Raw genomic sequence first — 15218 nt, 5'->3', positions numbered from 1 at the left:
TGGTTGTTGTAGTAGTGGTAGGTGAAGTAGTAGTACTTGTAGTCGTTGAAGTAGTTGTGGTTGACGTTACTGGAGTATACGGAATATGGAAGTACGAAGCAACACAAGCCTGCACCTGCGTTATGTTAGTTCCAAATTCTGGTGTTAGTCCTAGGAATGATGCATATAGTGGGTACTTAGTCCATAATGAGCCATTAACTATTAATTGCGCTAGTGGTGGGATTTCATTAGGTGGCGCAACACCACCAGAGTATATTAGCCAATCGGCTGAGCTGCCCCATGGGAATCCATATGGTGACTGGTAGATAATGGTTTCCCTTGAAGGTACTGGAAGACAATCATAAAGCCAATTAGGATCGAAGAAGCTCTTTGAGTACATTGGTGGCTTAAGCTCAGCTTCAAATGCAACCTCTGGTGCATAGTACTCCCACCAGGCGAAGAGCACCTTAGCCAACTCCTCAAACTCTGGGCTACCAGGCTCTACAACGTATTCCGCATTCTGCCAGTTGGTCGTATTGAAGTAACCGAATGTTGAATTAACACAAGTAACTATTGTGCCATTAGGGATTGGTAAGTTACTCATTATGACTGGTTCACAATACCAACCCACTAAAGTATGATTAACAACCTTTGGGAACGCAAAGGGATAAGCAGCTCCCCATTCGTAGGTGCCTCCCATTATCCACCATGGCCAACTCCAAGCCATCCAAATACTTGGATAACCCTTAGCAGTTGGTGTCCAAGTCTCAGCAGCCTCCCATGAAGTACCCCAGAATGTGGTACCCCAATATACGCCAGTATCCAGAGATATTACCTTCGTTGGTATTCCAAATTCAGTTAACTCATTTGCAATAACAGAGGCCATCGTTACCCAGTCGGTCCAGCCACTTGGCGCAATTATAGTTAATGTTAATGGTGTACCATTCGGTAGGTACCATTGATTACCCTTCTTATAAAGCCCAGCTGATTCAAGCAATTGGGCAGCCTTAGTCCAATTAGCCGTGTAAATAACTACCTCATCGGCCAAGGACTTAGGGTAGTAGAGGATAACGTTAGGTATACCATTAACCAAGTAAAATTCTGTAGGTGTATTAATCCATTCTGGGTAAACCACCATTAATCCCCATGATTCAGCTATCTCAGTCCTATTCAATATCCATAGGAATGCTTGCCTAACCTGAGGAATATTGAATGGGTAGATTAGCGGATTAACTATCAATGCCCCAGCACCAAAGTCTGGGGTTAGCATTACACCAACACCAGCCTTCTCAACAGTTTCAACCTGCTGTTGAGATAAACCAACCCATGAGTACGCTGCCTTACCAGCCATCATAGCAGTCATTGATTGCGTATTACCTCCAGTAAACCATATTATGAATGTTGGTGAGTAGTATTGCCACGCTGCAAATGGAAACACTTTGTACCAGGATGCTAATAATGGTACACCATTGAAGTAATTGGGCTCAAGTTGAAGGTTAATATAGCTTGAGCCTATTGATGACATGTAATATGGTGCTAATGCCCAGTATGGCGCAACGAACTTAGTAATGTTATATGAGAATTTCGATGCTTGGGTAGCATTCATGGTCTTCAACTCATCTACTATAGGTTTCCAGATGGGCCAAGGAGTCGCTATGGGAGTAGTCAGTATGAAGTATGGCTGCTGCGGACTCCACCTCTGGAAAATGAACTCAATGGTGTAGTTATTGAGCACTTTAATCTCATCATCAACGAGGGAAGCGTTAAGCCATGGGTAATACCATCCAAAGGCCTTAACACCAATATAGAATTCAGCGTAAACATCCCATGCTGTGAACGGCATTGTCGCTGAACCATTAAACCAATAGAGATCGTGCCTAAGGTAAATTATGAAAGTCTTGTTCTGTGGAAATACAGTCCAGTTCTCAGCCAAAATGGGATAAAGAACACCAGTGAATTGATTATACATTGCAAGAGGCATAAAGGTAGTACTAGTTCCAATAAGATTACTTGGGGCATATGGGTTAAAGTTAGGTCCACTGGGGGCGTAAATCAATGTGCCTGGAATTGCCTGTATTATCTGAGGCTTCTGTTGGGCGTGGGTTATTGTTACTCCTAACGCTAACGCCACTGCTGCTATTGCTAGTAGGATGTAGGTTTTGATTTTAGGAGACATAGTTTACTGTATGTATGCATGTATTTAAGCTTTGTTTCAATGGTTTATTATGATTTCTTAATGTACTTAATTGAATTTAATGCATTATTAATGTTTGTCAAATATACACCCACGGCGTAGTCACTTACACCACCAACCCACATTAACCACTCACCATACTTAATTAAACCATCACCAAACACCACCCTCGGCCTATCACCATACTCCTCCACTAAACCACCTGGCGCTAGTAGGTAATTGCTGATGGCTATTAATTCACCATCATCATTAACCACCGCTAACCCATTCCTGTATGAGTAATCCTCCTTAACGACCCCATGCCAACCCACCAGGTATTCGCCTTTGGATAATTCAACAGCATTAGTTGACCAACCAACCTTAAATTCAAAATCCTCGAAGGGTAGGATTGGCTTCATTGAATCCTCACTAACCGTTAAATCCCTTAAATCAGCATAACCAACCCAACCAACCTCAACACCATTAATGTTAGGCCTAGTTAACATTAAGGCTGAATCACCGTTAACCCTAATGAAGGCTGAATCCTTCCAGAAGTCGGGCGTGTAGTAATCATTGTTAATAGTCCTAATCCTGAAGAAACCCCTCCCAGTGACCTCAAACCCACTGTTAAGTACCGCAAGGGCTTGATGAGCCCTAGGCTTAAGCTCATCCCCGGTTAAGTAATAACCCCAACCAGTGTAGAGCATTAAGTAATCATCACCATACTTAATAACCCTAGGGTCCTCACAACCCCTAAACTCCCAAAGCTCCCTGGGCCACATTATTAACCTCGCCTCAATGGGCTTAGTTAACACGCCATTAATCAAGTCACTCACCCTCAGCCTAATTAGGCCTATGCTTGAGACGTAGTTGAGGTAATCGAATATGATCCTGGGGAAGATTAATAACTCATCACCATTAAGCACAGCAGCCGGGTTAAAAACCTCAACTGGCCTACGTGGGTAATTAACAACATTAACATCACTAGGCGTTATTAAGGCAACCCTCTTAAACACGGGGTCAACAATATTACGCCTAATGCCCCTAGCCCCACTTAGTAATTCCCTAGCCCTATTAAGTAGCCTATCAACCGCATTACTCATACGTAAAGTGAGTTGAGTTAATTAATAAGCATTAAACCACTTAACCATTCACGTGAATTTGACTCACGCACTTAATTGGATTCGCCAACCCACCTGGTGTTAACGCCCTATATAATTCACCTGACCCATCATTAACATCCCAATATATCCAAACTATTATGATCCTCGGCTTATAGTATTGCGGATTCACATGCCTAATGTTAAATAGTATTGGGGCAACTCTACCATCAAAGCCCGCGCACCAAGCCTCAACATTAGGCGCATTCCAAATGCCCGTGGTCACGTACTGCTCACGGAATGTTGAATACCAATAGTACACATTCATTGTTGAATACTCCTCAGTAACCGCAGGCACATTCATTGAGTTCAGTAGGCCTGGCACACCACACTCATTAACATACTCATCGAAGGGTTGGTCAATCCAAACCACGTAACGCTCCCTAATGCCGGCTGGTAGTGAATTCAAGTAACTACTCAGTAACTTCACACTACACCAGTAGTTTAATGGCACGGCTGATGGAGGCCACCCATACCATACTGCAATCCTATACGTTGAATTCAAACTAGCCAAATACGACATTAACTCAACCAGCTTACTGTAGACTGTTGAGTTAACGTACAAGTAATCCCACTCTGATCCAAGGAGCCATTTAGGGAATATAGCCCACATGACCTTCAAATGATTCACGTAGGCTAATTCATTGATTAAGTTAAGGTTAGGGTAGTAATATGGGTATGAATGGTCAGCCAACGGTATGACAACAACAATGAAACTATAGCCAGCGCTCCTAATCACCTTGAAGTCATGATTAATGGAATCTTCATACAAGCTTAAATTGGCGTAAACGTAGAAAAATACTCTATCACTGAAAGTACGTGCCCAATAGGGAGTTGAATTCTCAGAGGGCAATATGTAGACTATACCGGTAAATGATGAGTTTAGGAGGCTAACGTGGGCATGGGTTGTGGAACTCATTACTATTACTAATGCAGCAACAAGTAGTGCCACTATTAAAATTACGTAGGGTTTAATTCTAATCACCACAATTAATTAGCATGCTCATGTGTTTTTAAGTATTTTAATTGATGAAGCAATGTTTTAAAGTGCCTTAATGCGTCATTATTATGGGTTTGCGCGGTTCCCCACTTACCATTAAGCCTATACTGCTTTACTCTAGGTACTCTAGGGTTGAGTATTCTAGCTGGAGGAATTGGGGTGATGGGCTTAATGTTGATTCTGAGGTTTCTAGGATTAGTAGTGAGCTTGAGTCCCTCTCAAGGAGTCTCGAATTCCCAATAGTGGTTAAGCCGGTCTCCGCGGTTAGTAGTGTGGGTGAGGTTGAGGGTGTTTTAAGTGATGTTGATTCAAGTGATGTTGTCGTCCTCTACGCGGCTGGTGGTTGGATTGAGCATATTAGGGTTATTGCCTCTAGGAGGCCTACGTTAGTCTTCATTAGGCATAGGAGTGGTCAATATTACCTTTGGCATGAGATAATTCATGCGCGCTTCATTAGGATGAACATTAATGATGAGCCTTCTCAACCGTGGCTGAGCTACGATGACATCGTGGTTGATGATTACGGTGAATTGGCGATTAGGCTTAGGGCGCTGTATGCCTTAAAGAATATTGAGGGGTTGAGAATCGTCAGTATTGGTGGTGTTGGTGGGTGGGAGGTTGGTGGTAAGGCTGCTGAATTGGCTAGGGAGGTTTGGAGACTGGACATAGTCACAGTACCGTATGGTGAACTTGAGGGTGAGGTTAAGGCGATTGAGTCGAGTCAGGAGGCTATGGATTCTGTTAAGAGGACTATGAATGAGTACTTGTCTTCAAGTGGGATTACGGTTAAGATACCTTTAACTAATGTTGAGAGGGCGTTCGTGCTTAGGGAGGCTTTACTTAGGATTATGCGTAAGTATGATGCTGTTGCCGTGACGTCGCCAGGATGCATGAATCAAGTCATTAAAATAGCCAAGACCCCACCATGCCTAAGCTACAGCGTCCTGAATGATGAGGGTTATGCAGGAATATGTGAGGCTGATTTCGTGGCAATACCAGCATACCTACTGCTCAGGTTAATATCAGGTAAGCCAGTCTTCTTCGGTAACCCAACATACCCGCATAATGGCATAGTCCTAATGGCCCACTGCACAGCACCAAGGAGGATGAGTGGTGTTGATGCTGAACCAGCCGAATTAGTAACCCACTACGAGTCTGATGAGGGTGCCGCAATAAGGGTCATTATGAGGAAGGGGCAGTTAGTAACTGTAGTTAACCCAGCATTCAACGGTAGGAAGTGGGTAATATTCAGGGGCAAGATAGTTGACACACCACAGTATCCGGCATGCAGAACACAGGTCGAACTAGAGGTAAACGGAGACTGGAGGAGACTAATCAGGGAGTTGAGGGGATTTCACTGGGTAATGGCGTATGGAGACTACACCAAAGAACTAGAATACACACTAAGCAAAAAAGGAATAGAACCAATAGTAATTTAATTTAAAAGAGTTTAAAATCTAATAACTTATAACTTATAGCCCCGTAGATGGCGCGGGGAGAGGGAAGAAGGAGTAATGAAGCCAAGTGACCAATAGACATGAAAAGTGGCTATTAGCCACATAAGCTTGGTGATTATGTTCTTGTCACTAGGTTAAGAAGTGGGGTGCAGGTAAAGTTAATAGAGGTAAAATCATTAGTAGGATGCAGGAATGCATTAATAGGCTTGAGGATAATGTTAATGTAATTGAGTTGTTATGTACAGGTGATTTTTCAGGACTTAAATCTAGGAAGCTAATGATTGAACCCTCAAGGTTAATGAGGAATATTGTAGCCTCATTTAATGGTGTGAGGGGGCTTGGTATTATTGCTCATGATCATAAAAAGAACGGCAAGCCTTGCCTCTTCTAGGGGTGGGGTGAAGATTTAAATTCTATTAATGTTTTAATTAAGCGTGTTCCCGTAGGAGGATGCCCTACATACCCCTGAGTCCCAAGGATCCGGGAGTGGGGGCAACTCAATGACCTACCACTGAACGAGCGGAGCAATGAGAATGAAGGCAATGAACCACCCAAAGAAAAACCACACCCATCAAGACGAGGAGGAGGTCGTTGTACTTTATCCACCCCAAGAGAGAAGAATGATCATTTAAATTCAACAAAGTTAAAAGTAAATAGGAGGTATCGTGATCATAAATGGTAATCGAGAATCATTCAATTCTAGGAACATGCCCTGGCGCCGCCGCCGGGACTTGAACCCGGGACCTACGGGTTAACAGCCCGCCGCTCCACCAGGCTGAGCTACGGCGGCTTTGATGGTTCCTGCTTATTGCTTTTTTAAATTTTCCCCAGCCACTTCACCTTGATTAATTTCACCCTTGAAATTCCAGGATTCTACATCCTAATTTTAAGGAATCAATCATAGTAACTAAGAAGAGCACGACTCCTAGTACAGAACTTGAACCTCGGTGAACTAAGCTTTAATTCAATGTTCAATTTTAAATTCTGCCGTAGGTTCCTGCATTGGTGTTGATAACTGTTAAACCTAATACTGCTAACCATGGGCTACTTAAGGGGTTCGAAATTGGGATTAAGGTCTGCATACTAATTATTATTAAATCGCTAAATACCATACTCAGGAGGTGAGTTAAGGAGCTTAATTATGGAAAAGCATAAATAAGGGCAATACCTTTAAGTAAGGATGGGTACTGGGCCTAAGGATGGTTTAACCATTAGGGAATCATGTAGCAGGTTCAGCACTGTGGTTTGGTTGTTCATTAATTCAAGGGGCGCTGAGGTTAGGTTTAGGATTATTGAGAAGCTTAGGGAGAGACCTATGAATATTAATCAGTTGGCTAAGGAATTAGGCGTGGATTATAAGACAATTAAATACCACTTAATGGTTCTAGGGAAGCATGGTTTCGTCAACAGAATTAATAATAGCTATGGTTCACCCTACTACCTCTCTGATGATGTTTTCAAGCATTGGGATGAATTAATTCAAATTATTAATAGTTATAAATCTTACAAGGGGCAATAGTGTAATGGGGGTTATTAGCCAAGTGCCCGAATTAAACCTTATTGAAGGTAAGCCGATTCTTAAGTGGGGTGAAGCCAGTTACCTTATTCCAAGGCTTAAGCATGGTGTCTTATTCCTAATGGTTAATCAATTAGCCGTTCAATTGAAGTTCTGCGAGTACAGGATTCACCTGGACTTCACTAAGGGTAGGGTTATCGGTAATGAGGCCATTGATGGATTATACGAGCACGCTAGGCAATTCGGCGATATTGCAGGTGAATTCAGCCTTGAACCAGGCTGGGACCCAGTGGTGGTTAATAGGGGGGAGGAGGGGGTTTCCTTCTTCAACATGAGGATGAGGAACTGGATTGGTAAAGCAGACTTCACTAAACCCTACATTGAGGAGAGGAGCGTAGTAGCCTTAATTAAGGGTGTACCAATCCTAGGCTTACCGGACTTGATAATTAACAGGGATGGTAAACCCTGGTTAGTGATTGAACTTAAGACTACGAATAGAGTTAATAGGCTTGGGTTTCTTGAACCAAGGGAGGCGTATCAGGTTGAGGCCTACTACCACTTCCTAAGGATGATGGGGCTGGGGGTTGAGGGGGCGCTTGTCGTTAAGATTATCAGGGGCATTGGGGTTCGGGTGGTTGACTATGTTGAGGCATTAATTAAAGCATTCACCAGTGGAGTTAACCGCAGTAGGTTAAGTAATGGGGTAATGATGCATGTTGTTAAGGTAAGGGAAACCGTAGAATTCATGAGGGAAACGGAGTGGGCTGTGGACTACTGGCTAGGATTAAGGAACGCTACACCAAGTCCAAGTCCAGGTAAGTGTAGGGCATGTGACCACAGGTCTCACTGCCCATATAGTCTCAGTTAACTGAACGTAACCTCCCTCACTAGGAGGCGGTTAGGTAACCTAGGTGTTAAGGTTTATGATTCTTGTATTCCGGTGGATCCCTACTATGGGCTACGTTTAAGGTTATGTAGGATTGCAGGTAAATGTAGTTACTTGAGACTACGAATATTGGTACCCTATATGAGCCAGCTAACCTTGGCACTATGCTGCACTTGACTCTTGATGAACCAGGTTGTATTGTTAAGTCCACTTGCGTGTCAAGGCACATTAACCTGAATTTAACGTTACTATCCATGCCGTTGTCGAACTCTAACTCAACATCAATGGGCCTGTTAATGAAGCCATCGTAAACCTCCCTAAGGGGCCTCATCGCTATCTTGAACCTTGAATCCAGTATTCTACGGAGTTCCCCAATCCAGTGATTAATTAAGTCAGGGTTCCAGAACTCAGCCCACCAGAAGTCACTGTCGAGGGCATGCCATAGGGCGTACCTAGCCTCATTGATCTTACCTCCTAAGGCCTCCTCAAGCCCCCTTAAGTACCTGTAGGAGTCAATAACCTTAACCCAGTATTCCGCATGCTCCCTCCTCTCACCATCCCACTTCGTGAAGCCCCCTAACCAGGAGGTTGTGGGTATGAAGGTTATGTTCCTCTTAGGTATGTTAACTTGACTAAGCCTAGTCGTCTCAATGAGGCCTAACTCCTGCATTCTACTAATGTATGAGTACAATTTATCAAGCATTAAACCAACCATTGCAGGTGTCTTGGACATTGCTATGAAGTTCTCACCGTCAAGAGCTATGACTACTAGTTCACCGTTAGTCTCAATAATAGATCTACTGAGCATTGCCGCAAGCTTCACAGCCGTCTTCTCATCAGGAATATTATTCTGGAAGGATAAAATATCGCTTAATTTCTCATCCCTGAAGAAGACCGTTAACTTACCGCTTAGGCTATAGGGCTCGTAAATACTCCCCCTATCCCCCTGAACCCCAGGGAAGTGGTTACCACCACACAGTACAGTGTAGCCAACACCATGCTTCTCGTAAATATCAAGCAGCTCCATGCTCCACGCCATTTCAGGGGTCCAGACGCCAACCGGGTCAACTCCAAGAACACTCTTAGTGACCTCCATGCCTACTCCTAACTCCTCATCAACAACATCAATCATCTCATACCTTGAAGTTAAGTAACCCAGTATTGTGTGGGCGTAGACGCTTGATAAAATATCTAACTGACCCCTATTTGCCTGGGTCCTATACATGTCAAGTACCTTAGCTATGGTGTTGACTTCACTGCTATTCTTTGAGTGGACTTCACCATTAATGAGCGTGTAACCCTTCTCAACGGCATCAACCCACTGCTTAAGTAGGCTTGGGGATAAGTGGATATTTAATTTAACGCTACTATACTTATCGTTCAAGAACGCGTGGAATAGGTATGGGCCACCGTTGAAGAAGGGCGCCATAATGGGTGCATGAACGTACCTGAACGCCCAATCAGCGTAGTACCTACCGTCACTCATGTACCAGGGGGGTTGATGCATGTGGTAAACTAACGCGAGCCTAATGGGCTTTCCACCCTCAATAACCCTTACCTTAATTGACTCAGTGAATTTACTACCCCCTGCGTCGCCATTAAGCCTAATGACCCAAAGCCCAGCTTCACTCACCGTGAATGATGCCTTAACGGTGGTTGCCTCACCAGGTAGGGCTAGGGCTGACCCTCCCCATGAGTCAACGTGCCTACCCTCAAGCAGGTAATCTAGGGTTAAGTTAACGTTGATTGATGAGTGGGAATCGTTAATTAACCTAACCTTAACCTCAACCTCATCCCCCACCCTGTGAACTGGACTATCAACATCAATTAACGCCCTCACGTAGACCAATTTAATGAAACCCTATATAACCTTTCCGTGCATAATAAAAGTTTCAGGAACCAGAGGCGCATTGTTAAGGTATTTTACTTTAGGCACTGATTTAAATTAACCCATAGCGGATACTGCTTCATACGGTTAAGGCTAATTCACTCACATGCCGTAAAGCCTAGGGATTATTCATACCCTGTGTTCAGCTTTTTCACTTCAGTTAAGAAAACTTTATAACTTACGTTAAGTCCTATGGGGTGTGGAGGGTGCTGAAGTTAAGGTTAAGTTGAGGTACCATGAGTTCATTGAGGGTAAGGTAAGGATTAGTGTTGATGCTTTACCAATGCTTAAGAAGGCGCACTACGGAGTCTTCGGTCATGCAACCGTTGAATTATGCCACTGGACTAAGAGTGCCTTAACAGGTGGGCCAAGTTGCTATAAGGTTAAGTTCTACGGCGCCCCAGTTGGTGGTTCACATAGGTGTGTTGAAATGGGGCCTGTGGGGATGATGTGTAGTAATAAGTGCGTATACTGTTGGAGACCCTCAGAATCCTTTGATCCCTATGAGCCAATGGTTCAGGAGGTCATGGATCCTGTGGAGATGGTTAACGGTATACTTAAGGAGAGGAGGAGGCTACTTTCAGGTTACTTTGGTCACGCTAAGAGTAGTAGGGTTAAGGTTAATGAGGCTCTTCAACCAACCCACTGGGCAATTTCACTATCAGGGGAACCTACAATGTACCCTAGGTTACCTGAACTCATAAAGTACATTAAGTCTCTTCCAAACACTAAGTCAGTGTTCCTAGTCACCAATGGGCTTTACCCTGAGATGATTGAGAGGCTTTGGCGTGAAGACGCATTACCCACTCAACTATACCTAAGCCTAAACGCCCCAAATAGGGAATTATTCCTAAGGATAGCTAACCCAGTGCTGCATAGGGATGATGCCTGGGATAGGGTGTTAAGGAGCCTTGAACTACTGGCTAAAGTACCCACTAGAACTGTGGTTAGAATAACCCTAATTAAGGGTTGGAACACCAGCGGCGAGTTACTAGGTCAATTCGCCGAGGTACTGGCTATAGGTAACCCACACTTCATTGAACCTAAGTCCTACATGCACCTGGGCCACTCAGTCTTCAAGTTAACTAAGGATAACATGCTAAGGCATGAGGAGGTTAAGGAATGGAGCCTAAGCCTACTGAGGGCCCTTGAGTCAAGAGGCTTAAGGTTCATTTTCATGGATGAGGACCCCAATTCAAGAATAACTGTGCTACAGAACATGGATAGGTACATTGATAGGTGGATTGAGAAGCCTAACCCTTAGTGTAGTTCTCAAGGGCACTAATCAAATAGGGGTTGAAGAGTACGCCAAAGGTATTATCATTCCAAGCCCAAACACCTATGAAGGTTGGGTGGAGGCTACTGCTTAACTCACCTAATACTTGACTCATGTATACTGCTGGCGCAGTGCAGTTCCAAGTGAACTTCACGTTCCAGTTAGCTGGATCAACATAGGCGCGTTCATCACAGTACCTGAATCCAACCTCCCCAACAATTATGTTGAACCCACTGGACTTAAGAGTATTAAGATTATTGATTAAGTACTCCGGGACAGTGACTACACCGTTCACGTACCTGTAATCCCAAATATCGTAACCAACCAGGGTTAAGTTAGCCCCCTTAGCTAAGGCTAATACATCATTAGCGTTCTCACCATCACTAGCGTAGTAGAAGAAGCCTGCCTCAGGGAATTCACCCCTAAGTTCATTATAAATCTTAATCATGCTACCCCTACAGGTAGCATTAGCCACACAGGCAGCCTCCTCACTGAAGCCTATGTAAAGTCCCTTACCACTTGGATCCATCTTCTTTAAATCCTCTATAATGAACTGTGGGACATTAATGTAATCCAAAGTCCCCCTCCACCTGTATGATGGCTGGTAGATTTCGCAGAAAATATTAATGAAGACTGGCTTATCTTCATTAACGTATTGTTGAATTGTGTAAAGGGCCCAGTTTATCCACGGCATGGATGCTGAGGGGTCATTACACTGGTAAGCCAACACAACGCCAGGTATGGCCCAGGAAGGCACAGTGTAGTTGCCGGCGCCCCATGGTACAATCCACATTATTAACTTAGCCTCACTGGTTGATGTGGCTGAATGATGCATCAGCAGGATGGTTAAAACTAAGGTAATAAGTATTACTACTGATAGGGCTAAGACTATAGCCAGCACTGGAGACTTGCTCATTAAGGTTAAATTCACTAACTGAAAATATTTAACAATTACTGCTGATTAGGTTTAGAAATTGCCTTAGAATTCTTAGGGAGCATAACAGTAGGTTTCATTAACCGCTAGACTCCCCCTCGTCCTTAGGAGCCGTATCTCCCTTAAGGTTCCTTAAGGCTTCCGTGACCTTACTAACCACCTCAATTGCCTCCTCCCTGCTTAACTCTACTCTATGTGACCTATAGCCGCTGCCGTAGTATGGTATCACGTGGACGTGGAAATGAAACACCACCTGCCCTGCTGAGGAGCCATTATTCTGAATAAGCCTAACACCATCAGCCTTAAGCCCATTAGCCACTGCCTTAGCTATGAGTTTAGCAGTCTTCGTTACTCTGCAGAGTGTTTCAGGGGGTATTTCGAAAATATCCCTGTAATGCCTCTTAGGCATGACTAGTACGTGACCCTTGTTTATAGGGTACTTGTCCAGTATTGCTATTGTTTCCTCATCCTCGTAAACTATGTAGCCTGGGGCCTTCCCAGCTATTATCCTGCAGAAGACGCATTCATCCATGTTTTCCACCCCCTCCCTGGGTTCTTTTTAATGGTTCTCAGCTATTACCTGGGTTAAGGGTCGTAAGCCTTATAAAATCCAAATGGTGGTAGTGCTTGTGAGTAGTGTTAGGTTAACTTACCCTGATGGTAAGGAGTGGTACCTAATAATGGATGCAGTGGCTGTGCTTGTTGAGGAGTCAGCCTTAACGGTAACTAAGGATGGGGTTAAGCTTAGGGCCCTTGACCCATCTAGGACAGCCATGGTTGACTTATACATGCCTAGGACGGCCTTCGACGAGTACCCTGACGTTGACCAGGACGTTAACATTGGTGTTAACTTCAGTGAGGTTAAGAAGATACTGCAGAGGGCTGGTAAGGGTAGTAGCGTCACCTTTGAGGTTGAGGAGAATAGCCTTAAGATAAGGATGAGCGGTAAGGTCACTAGAACCATTAAACTACCCCTAATAGACATTCCTGTTGAGCAATTACCAACACCTAAAGTAGTCTTCACAGTTACCGCTAAGTTAGCCAGCGATGCCTTAAGGCAGGCTGTAAGGGATGTGGAGGTTATTGCTGATGCCGCTAAATTCGAGGGTAAGGAGGATGGCTTATACATAAGGGCCTCCAGTGATAGGGGTGAGACTGAGATTAAGTTTGAGAAGGGTGGGGAAGTGTTGTTTGAGTATGATAATAAGGAGACCGCTACAGCAACCTACAGTGTAGATTACTTATCAGACATTGTTAATAGGGCGTTTCAAATAAGCGACATAGTTACAGTGGAGTTCGCCACCCAGAAGCCTCTCGCATTAACCTTCGAAATATCGGGTGGTGGCACATTAGCGTACTTCGTGGCTCCAAGGATAGAGTAATGGATGAATCCCTTAAGTATGTTGAGGTTTTATTCAAAAACTACTACAGGAATTACTTCAAACCCCCTGGCGTACCAAGGATTGAGGCTAGGGAGCTAGCCTACCAGCCCTTCACTGGGCAATCAATGATTAGGCACTTGGGTTTCAGGAATTGGACAGAGTTAAGGAATTTCATTAATGAGAGGATTCCAAGAAACCTCTACTTATCAAGCGCCTACTTCAGCAACCCCTCGGCAAGTGAAATGGATGCGAAGGGGTGGCTTGGGGCTGACCTAGTCTTCGACATTGATGGCGACCACCTACCCACCGATAACTGTAGGGGGGTTGAGTTGGTTACTGTTGAGTGCCTTAATGATGCGTTAAGTGAGGTTATTAAGCTCATTGACGTGTTGAGGTATGAGTTTGGCATTGAGGAGAAGTACCTTAGAGTAGCCTTTTCAGGGCATAGGGGTTTCCACGTTCACGTGGAGGGCCCTGAGGATGTAATTAACCTAACTCAGGATGAGAGGAGGATGATTGTGGATTACTTAACAAGTAAAGTTGACTTAACTAGGCAAATACTAATTAACAGGGAGGGTAGGGCAACTGTTATTGAGTTGGGGCCATTTAACGTTAACCTACTGAATAAGGTGTATGGTAGCGTTGGGAGGGTTTTCGCCGAGGCTTCTAAACTGGGTAAGGTTACCGTTGGTTTAATTAGGGATAAGGGTGAGGAGATTAGAAGTGGCTTAACTATTCACATTGATGAAGTCGTCACAATAGACACCAATAGGTTAATGAGGATGCCTAATAGCCTCCATGGTAAAACCGGCCTAGTGGCTGGGGAATTAAACCTAAGTGACCTTGAGAAGGGCATTGAGTCGATAGTGGATAAGGCAATAGCCTTCAGGAAGGGTAACCCGAGGATTAGGTTAACGAGGAGACTACAGGTAAGTAGGGTGCTTGGTGAATCAATGCACATTAAGGAACCGGGTGAGGAGGCTAGTGAACCGACCTATGTGGCCGTGTACTTAATATTAATGGGTTTAGCTCAGTTAGCTGAATAATGCTTGAATCCATGCGCATAGGCGTTGCTTCATCGTGTTGAGGCGCATTATTAACCGTGCATTTAATATATAATTTATTTATTATGCAATAGTGTCTATTGAGTATTCGACTGTTTACACCAAAACCTATATAAAGCCTAACCCCGGAAGTGTACTCGAGGTGAGTGAAATGAGCATAAGGGGAAGCGTGAAAGCAATAGGCACACTATTAAGGTTTAAGGATAATGCAAGCAGTATCAATGCCATAGTGGGGTTGACTGGTTATGAAGCCAATAATACGCAGACGGTTAAGGGGATTAATGAAGTCATAGTAATACCCAGCCTTAATGCGCCAATAGTGTTGATTTACGATAAGAAGAGTAGGGTATATAGGTTAGCGTAATAGGGAAAGTCGCTGAGGGCTAAGATGGGTAATAGGGATTAGGGTTATTGCCTTAAGGCTAAATTACCGTAGATTAACCTGCAAATTCTTTCAATTCTAGGTTTAAATACATGCGGTGAGGCTTGGGTATTGACTTAAT

Annotated in this window: 14 protein-coding genes and 1 tRNA gene; 8 read left to right on the top strand and 7 right to left on the bottom strand. The window is 44.0% G+C overall.

Annotated features, from left to right (window positions below):
* The 3 genes from Q0C29_RS05690 to Q0C29_RS05680 all read right to left on the bottom strand — a co-directional run.
* On the bottom strand, positions 1-2155 hold a 2155-nt coding region (locus tag Q0C29_RS05690), incomplete at its 3' end, for an ABC transporter substrate-binding protein (protein WP_291999696.1).
* Between the two features lie 47 nt (positions 2156-2202).
* Positions 2203-3255 (bottom strand): hypothetical protein, encoded by a 1053-nt coding sequence (locus tag Q0C29_RS05685; RefSeq protein ID WP_291999695.1) that lies wholly within the window; start codon positions 3253-3255, stop codon positions 2203-2205.
* A gap of 40 nt (positions 3256-3295) precedes the next feature.
* Positions 3296-4300 (bottom strand): hypothetical protein, encoded by a 1005-nt coding sequence (locus tag Q0C29_RS05680; protein ID WP_291999694.1) that lies wholly within the window; start codon positions 4298-4300, stop codon positions 3296-3298.
* Positions 4301-4380: 80 nt separating this feature from the next.
* On the opposite strand from Q0C29_RS05680, the gene Q0C29_RS05675 reads away from it, so the two are divergent.
* Positions 4381-5751 carry a hypothetical protein gene (locus tag Q0C29_RS05675; RefSeq protein WP_291999693.1) on the top strand — a complete coding sequence of 457 codons (1371 nt, stop codon included), beginning with the start codon at positions 4381-4383 and terminating at the stop codon, positions 5749-5751.
* Positions 5752-5953: 202 nt separating this feature from the next.
* Positions 5954-6160: an AroM family protein gene (locus tag Q0C29_RS05670; protein ID WP_291999692.1), complete on the top strand. Its 207-nt coding sequence runs from the start codon at positions 5954-5956 to the stop codon at positions 6158-6160.
* 322 nt (positions 6161-6482) lie between these two features.
* Here Q0C29_RS05670 and Q0C29_RS05665 read toward each other — a convergent pair.
* Positions 6483-6559, bottom strand: a tRNA-Asn gene (locus Q0C29_RS05665).
* Between the two features lie 390 nt (positions 6560-6949).
* On the opposite strand from Q0C29_RS05665, the gene Q0C29_RS05660 reads away from it, so the two are divergent.
* Positions 6950-7288 (top strand): winged helix-turn-helix domain-containing protein, encoded by a 339-nt coding sequence (locus tag Q0C29_RS05660; RefSeq protein WP_291999691.1) that lies wholly within the window; start codon positions 6950-6952, stop codon positions 7286-7288.
* Between the two features lie 4 nt (positions 7289-7292).
* The gene (locus Q0C29_RS05655) at positions 7293-8153 is read left to right on the top strand and encodes a PD-(D/E)XK nuclease family protein (protein ID WP_291999690.1); all 861 of its coding nucleotides are present in this window, start codon (positions 7293-7295) and stop codon (positions 8151-8153) included.
* Positions 8154-8199: 46 nt separating this feature from the next.
* On the opposite strand, the gene Q0C29_RS05650 is transcribed toward Q0C29_RS05655, so the two are convergent.
* A complete protein-coding gene (locus Q0C29_RS05650) occupies positions 8200-10011 on the bottom strand; it encodes a glycoside hydrolase family 57 protein (protein ID WP_291999689.1) in 1812 nt (603 codons plus the stop codon).
* A gap of 247 nt (positions 10012-10258) precedes the next feature.
* Between Q0C29_RS05650 and twy1 the strand changes: the two genes are divergently transcribed.
* Positions 10259-11323, top strand: a complete 1065-nt coding sequence (gene twy1 / locus Q0C29_RS05645; RefSeq protein WP_291999688.1) for a 4-demethylwyosine synthase TYW1 — start codon at positions 10259-10261, stop codon at positions 11321-11323.
* Here the strand turns inward: twy1 and Q0C29_RS05640 are convergent.
* Together Q0C29_RS05640 and Q0C29_RS05635 are read right to left on the bottom strand one after the other, a co-directional pair.
* Positions 11313-12251 (bottom strand): hypothetical protein, encoded by a 939-nt coding sequence (locus Q0C29_RS05640; RefSeq protein WP_291999687.1) that lies wholly within the window; start codon positions 12249-12251, stop codon positions 11313-11315. The genes twy1 and Q0C29_RS05640 overlap by 11 nt on opposite strands.
* A 97-nt stretch (positions 12252-12348) precedes the next feature.
* Positions 12349-12801: an HIT family protein gene (locus Q0C29_RS05635; protein ID WP_291999686.1), complete on the bottom strand. Its 453-nt coding sequence runs from the start codon at positions 12799-12801 to the stop codon at positions 12349-12351.
* 97 nt (positions 12802-12898) lie between these two features.
* Between Q0C29_RS05635 and pcn the strand changes: the two genes are divergently transcribed.
* The 3 genes from pcn (at position 12899) to Q0C29_RS05620 (ending at position 15079) form a co-directional block, all read left to right on the top strand.
* A complete protein-coding gene (gene pcn / locus Q0C29_RS05630; protein WP_291999685.1) occupies positions 12899-13651 on the top strand; it encodes a proliferating cell nuclear antigen (pcna) in 753 nt (250 codons plus the stop codon).
* Positions 13651-14697 (top strand): DNA primase small subunit, encoded by a 1047-nt coding sequence (locus Q0C29_RS05625; RefSeq protein WP_291999684.1) that lies wholly within the window; start codon positions 13651-13653, stop codon positions 14695-14697. Before pcn ends, Q0C29_RS05625 begins: the two co-directional genes overlap by 1 nt.
* Positions 14698-14866: 169 nt before the next feature.
* Positions 14867-15079 carry a hypothetical protein gene (locus Q0C29_RS05620; protein ID WP_291999683.1) on the top strand — a complete coding sequence of 71 codons (213 nt, stop codon included), beginning with the start codon at positions 14867-14869 and terminating at the stop codon, positions 15077-15079.
* The last annotated feature ends 139 nt before the right edge of the window (positions 15080-15218 follow it).

It is taken from the genome of Caldivirga sp., assembly GCF_023256255.1.
Lineage (GTDB): Archaea > Thermoproteota > Thermoprotei > Thermoproteales > Thermocladiaceae > Caldivirga.
The sequence above is the reverse complement of the archived record's forward strand: the minus strand, read 5'-3'. Positions and strand labels throughout refer to the sequence as shown.

Excerpts from the sequence above, each read along its gene's own strand:
- Q0C29_RS05685 (WP_291999695.1), bottom strand. The coding sequence starts at position 3,255 with ATGAGTAATGCGGTTGATAGGCTACTTAATAGGGCTAGGGAATTACTA.
- Q0C29_RS05675 (WP_291999693.1), top strand. The coding sequence starts at position 4,381 with ATGGGTTTGCGCGGTTCCCCACTTACCATTAAGCCTATACTGCTTTAC.
- Q0C29_RS05670 (WP_291999692.1), top strand. The coding sequence starts at position 5,954 with ATGCAGGAATGCATTAATAGGCTTGAGGATAATGTTAATGTAATTGAG.
- Q0C29_RS05660 (WP_291999691.1), top strand. The coding sequence starts at position 6,950 with ATGGGTACTGGGCCTAAGGATGGTTTAACCATTAGGGAATCATGTAGC.
- Q0C29_RS05655 (WP_291999690.1), top strand. The coding sequence starts at position 7,293 with ATGGGGGTTATTAGCCAAGTGCCCGAATTAAACCTTATTGAAGGTAAG.
- Q0C29_RS05640 (WP_291999687.1), bottom strand. The coding sequence starts at position 12,251 with ATGAGCAAGTCTCCAGTGCTGGCTATAGTCTTAGCCCTATCAGTAGTA.
- Q0C29_RS05635 (WP_291999686.1), bottom strand. The coding sequence starts at position 12,801 with ATGGATGAATGCGTCTTCTGCAGGATAATAGCTGGGAAGGCCCCAGGC.
- Q0C29_RS05625 (WP_291999684.1), top strand. The coding sequence starts at position 13,651 with ATGGATGAATCCCTTAAGTATGTTGAGGTTTTATTCAAAAACTACTAC.
- Q0C29_RS05620 (WP_291999683.1), top strand. The coding sequence starts at position 14,867 with ATGAGCATAAGGGGAAGCGTGAAAGCAATAGGCACACTATTAAGGTTT.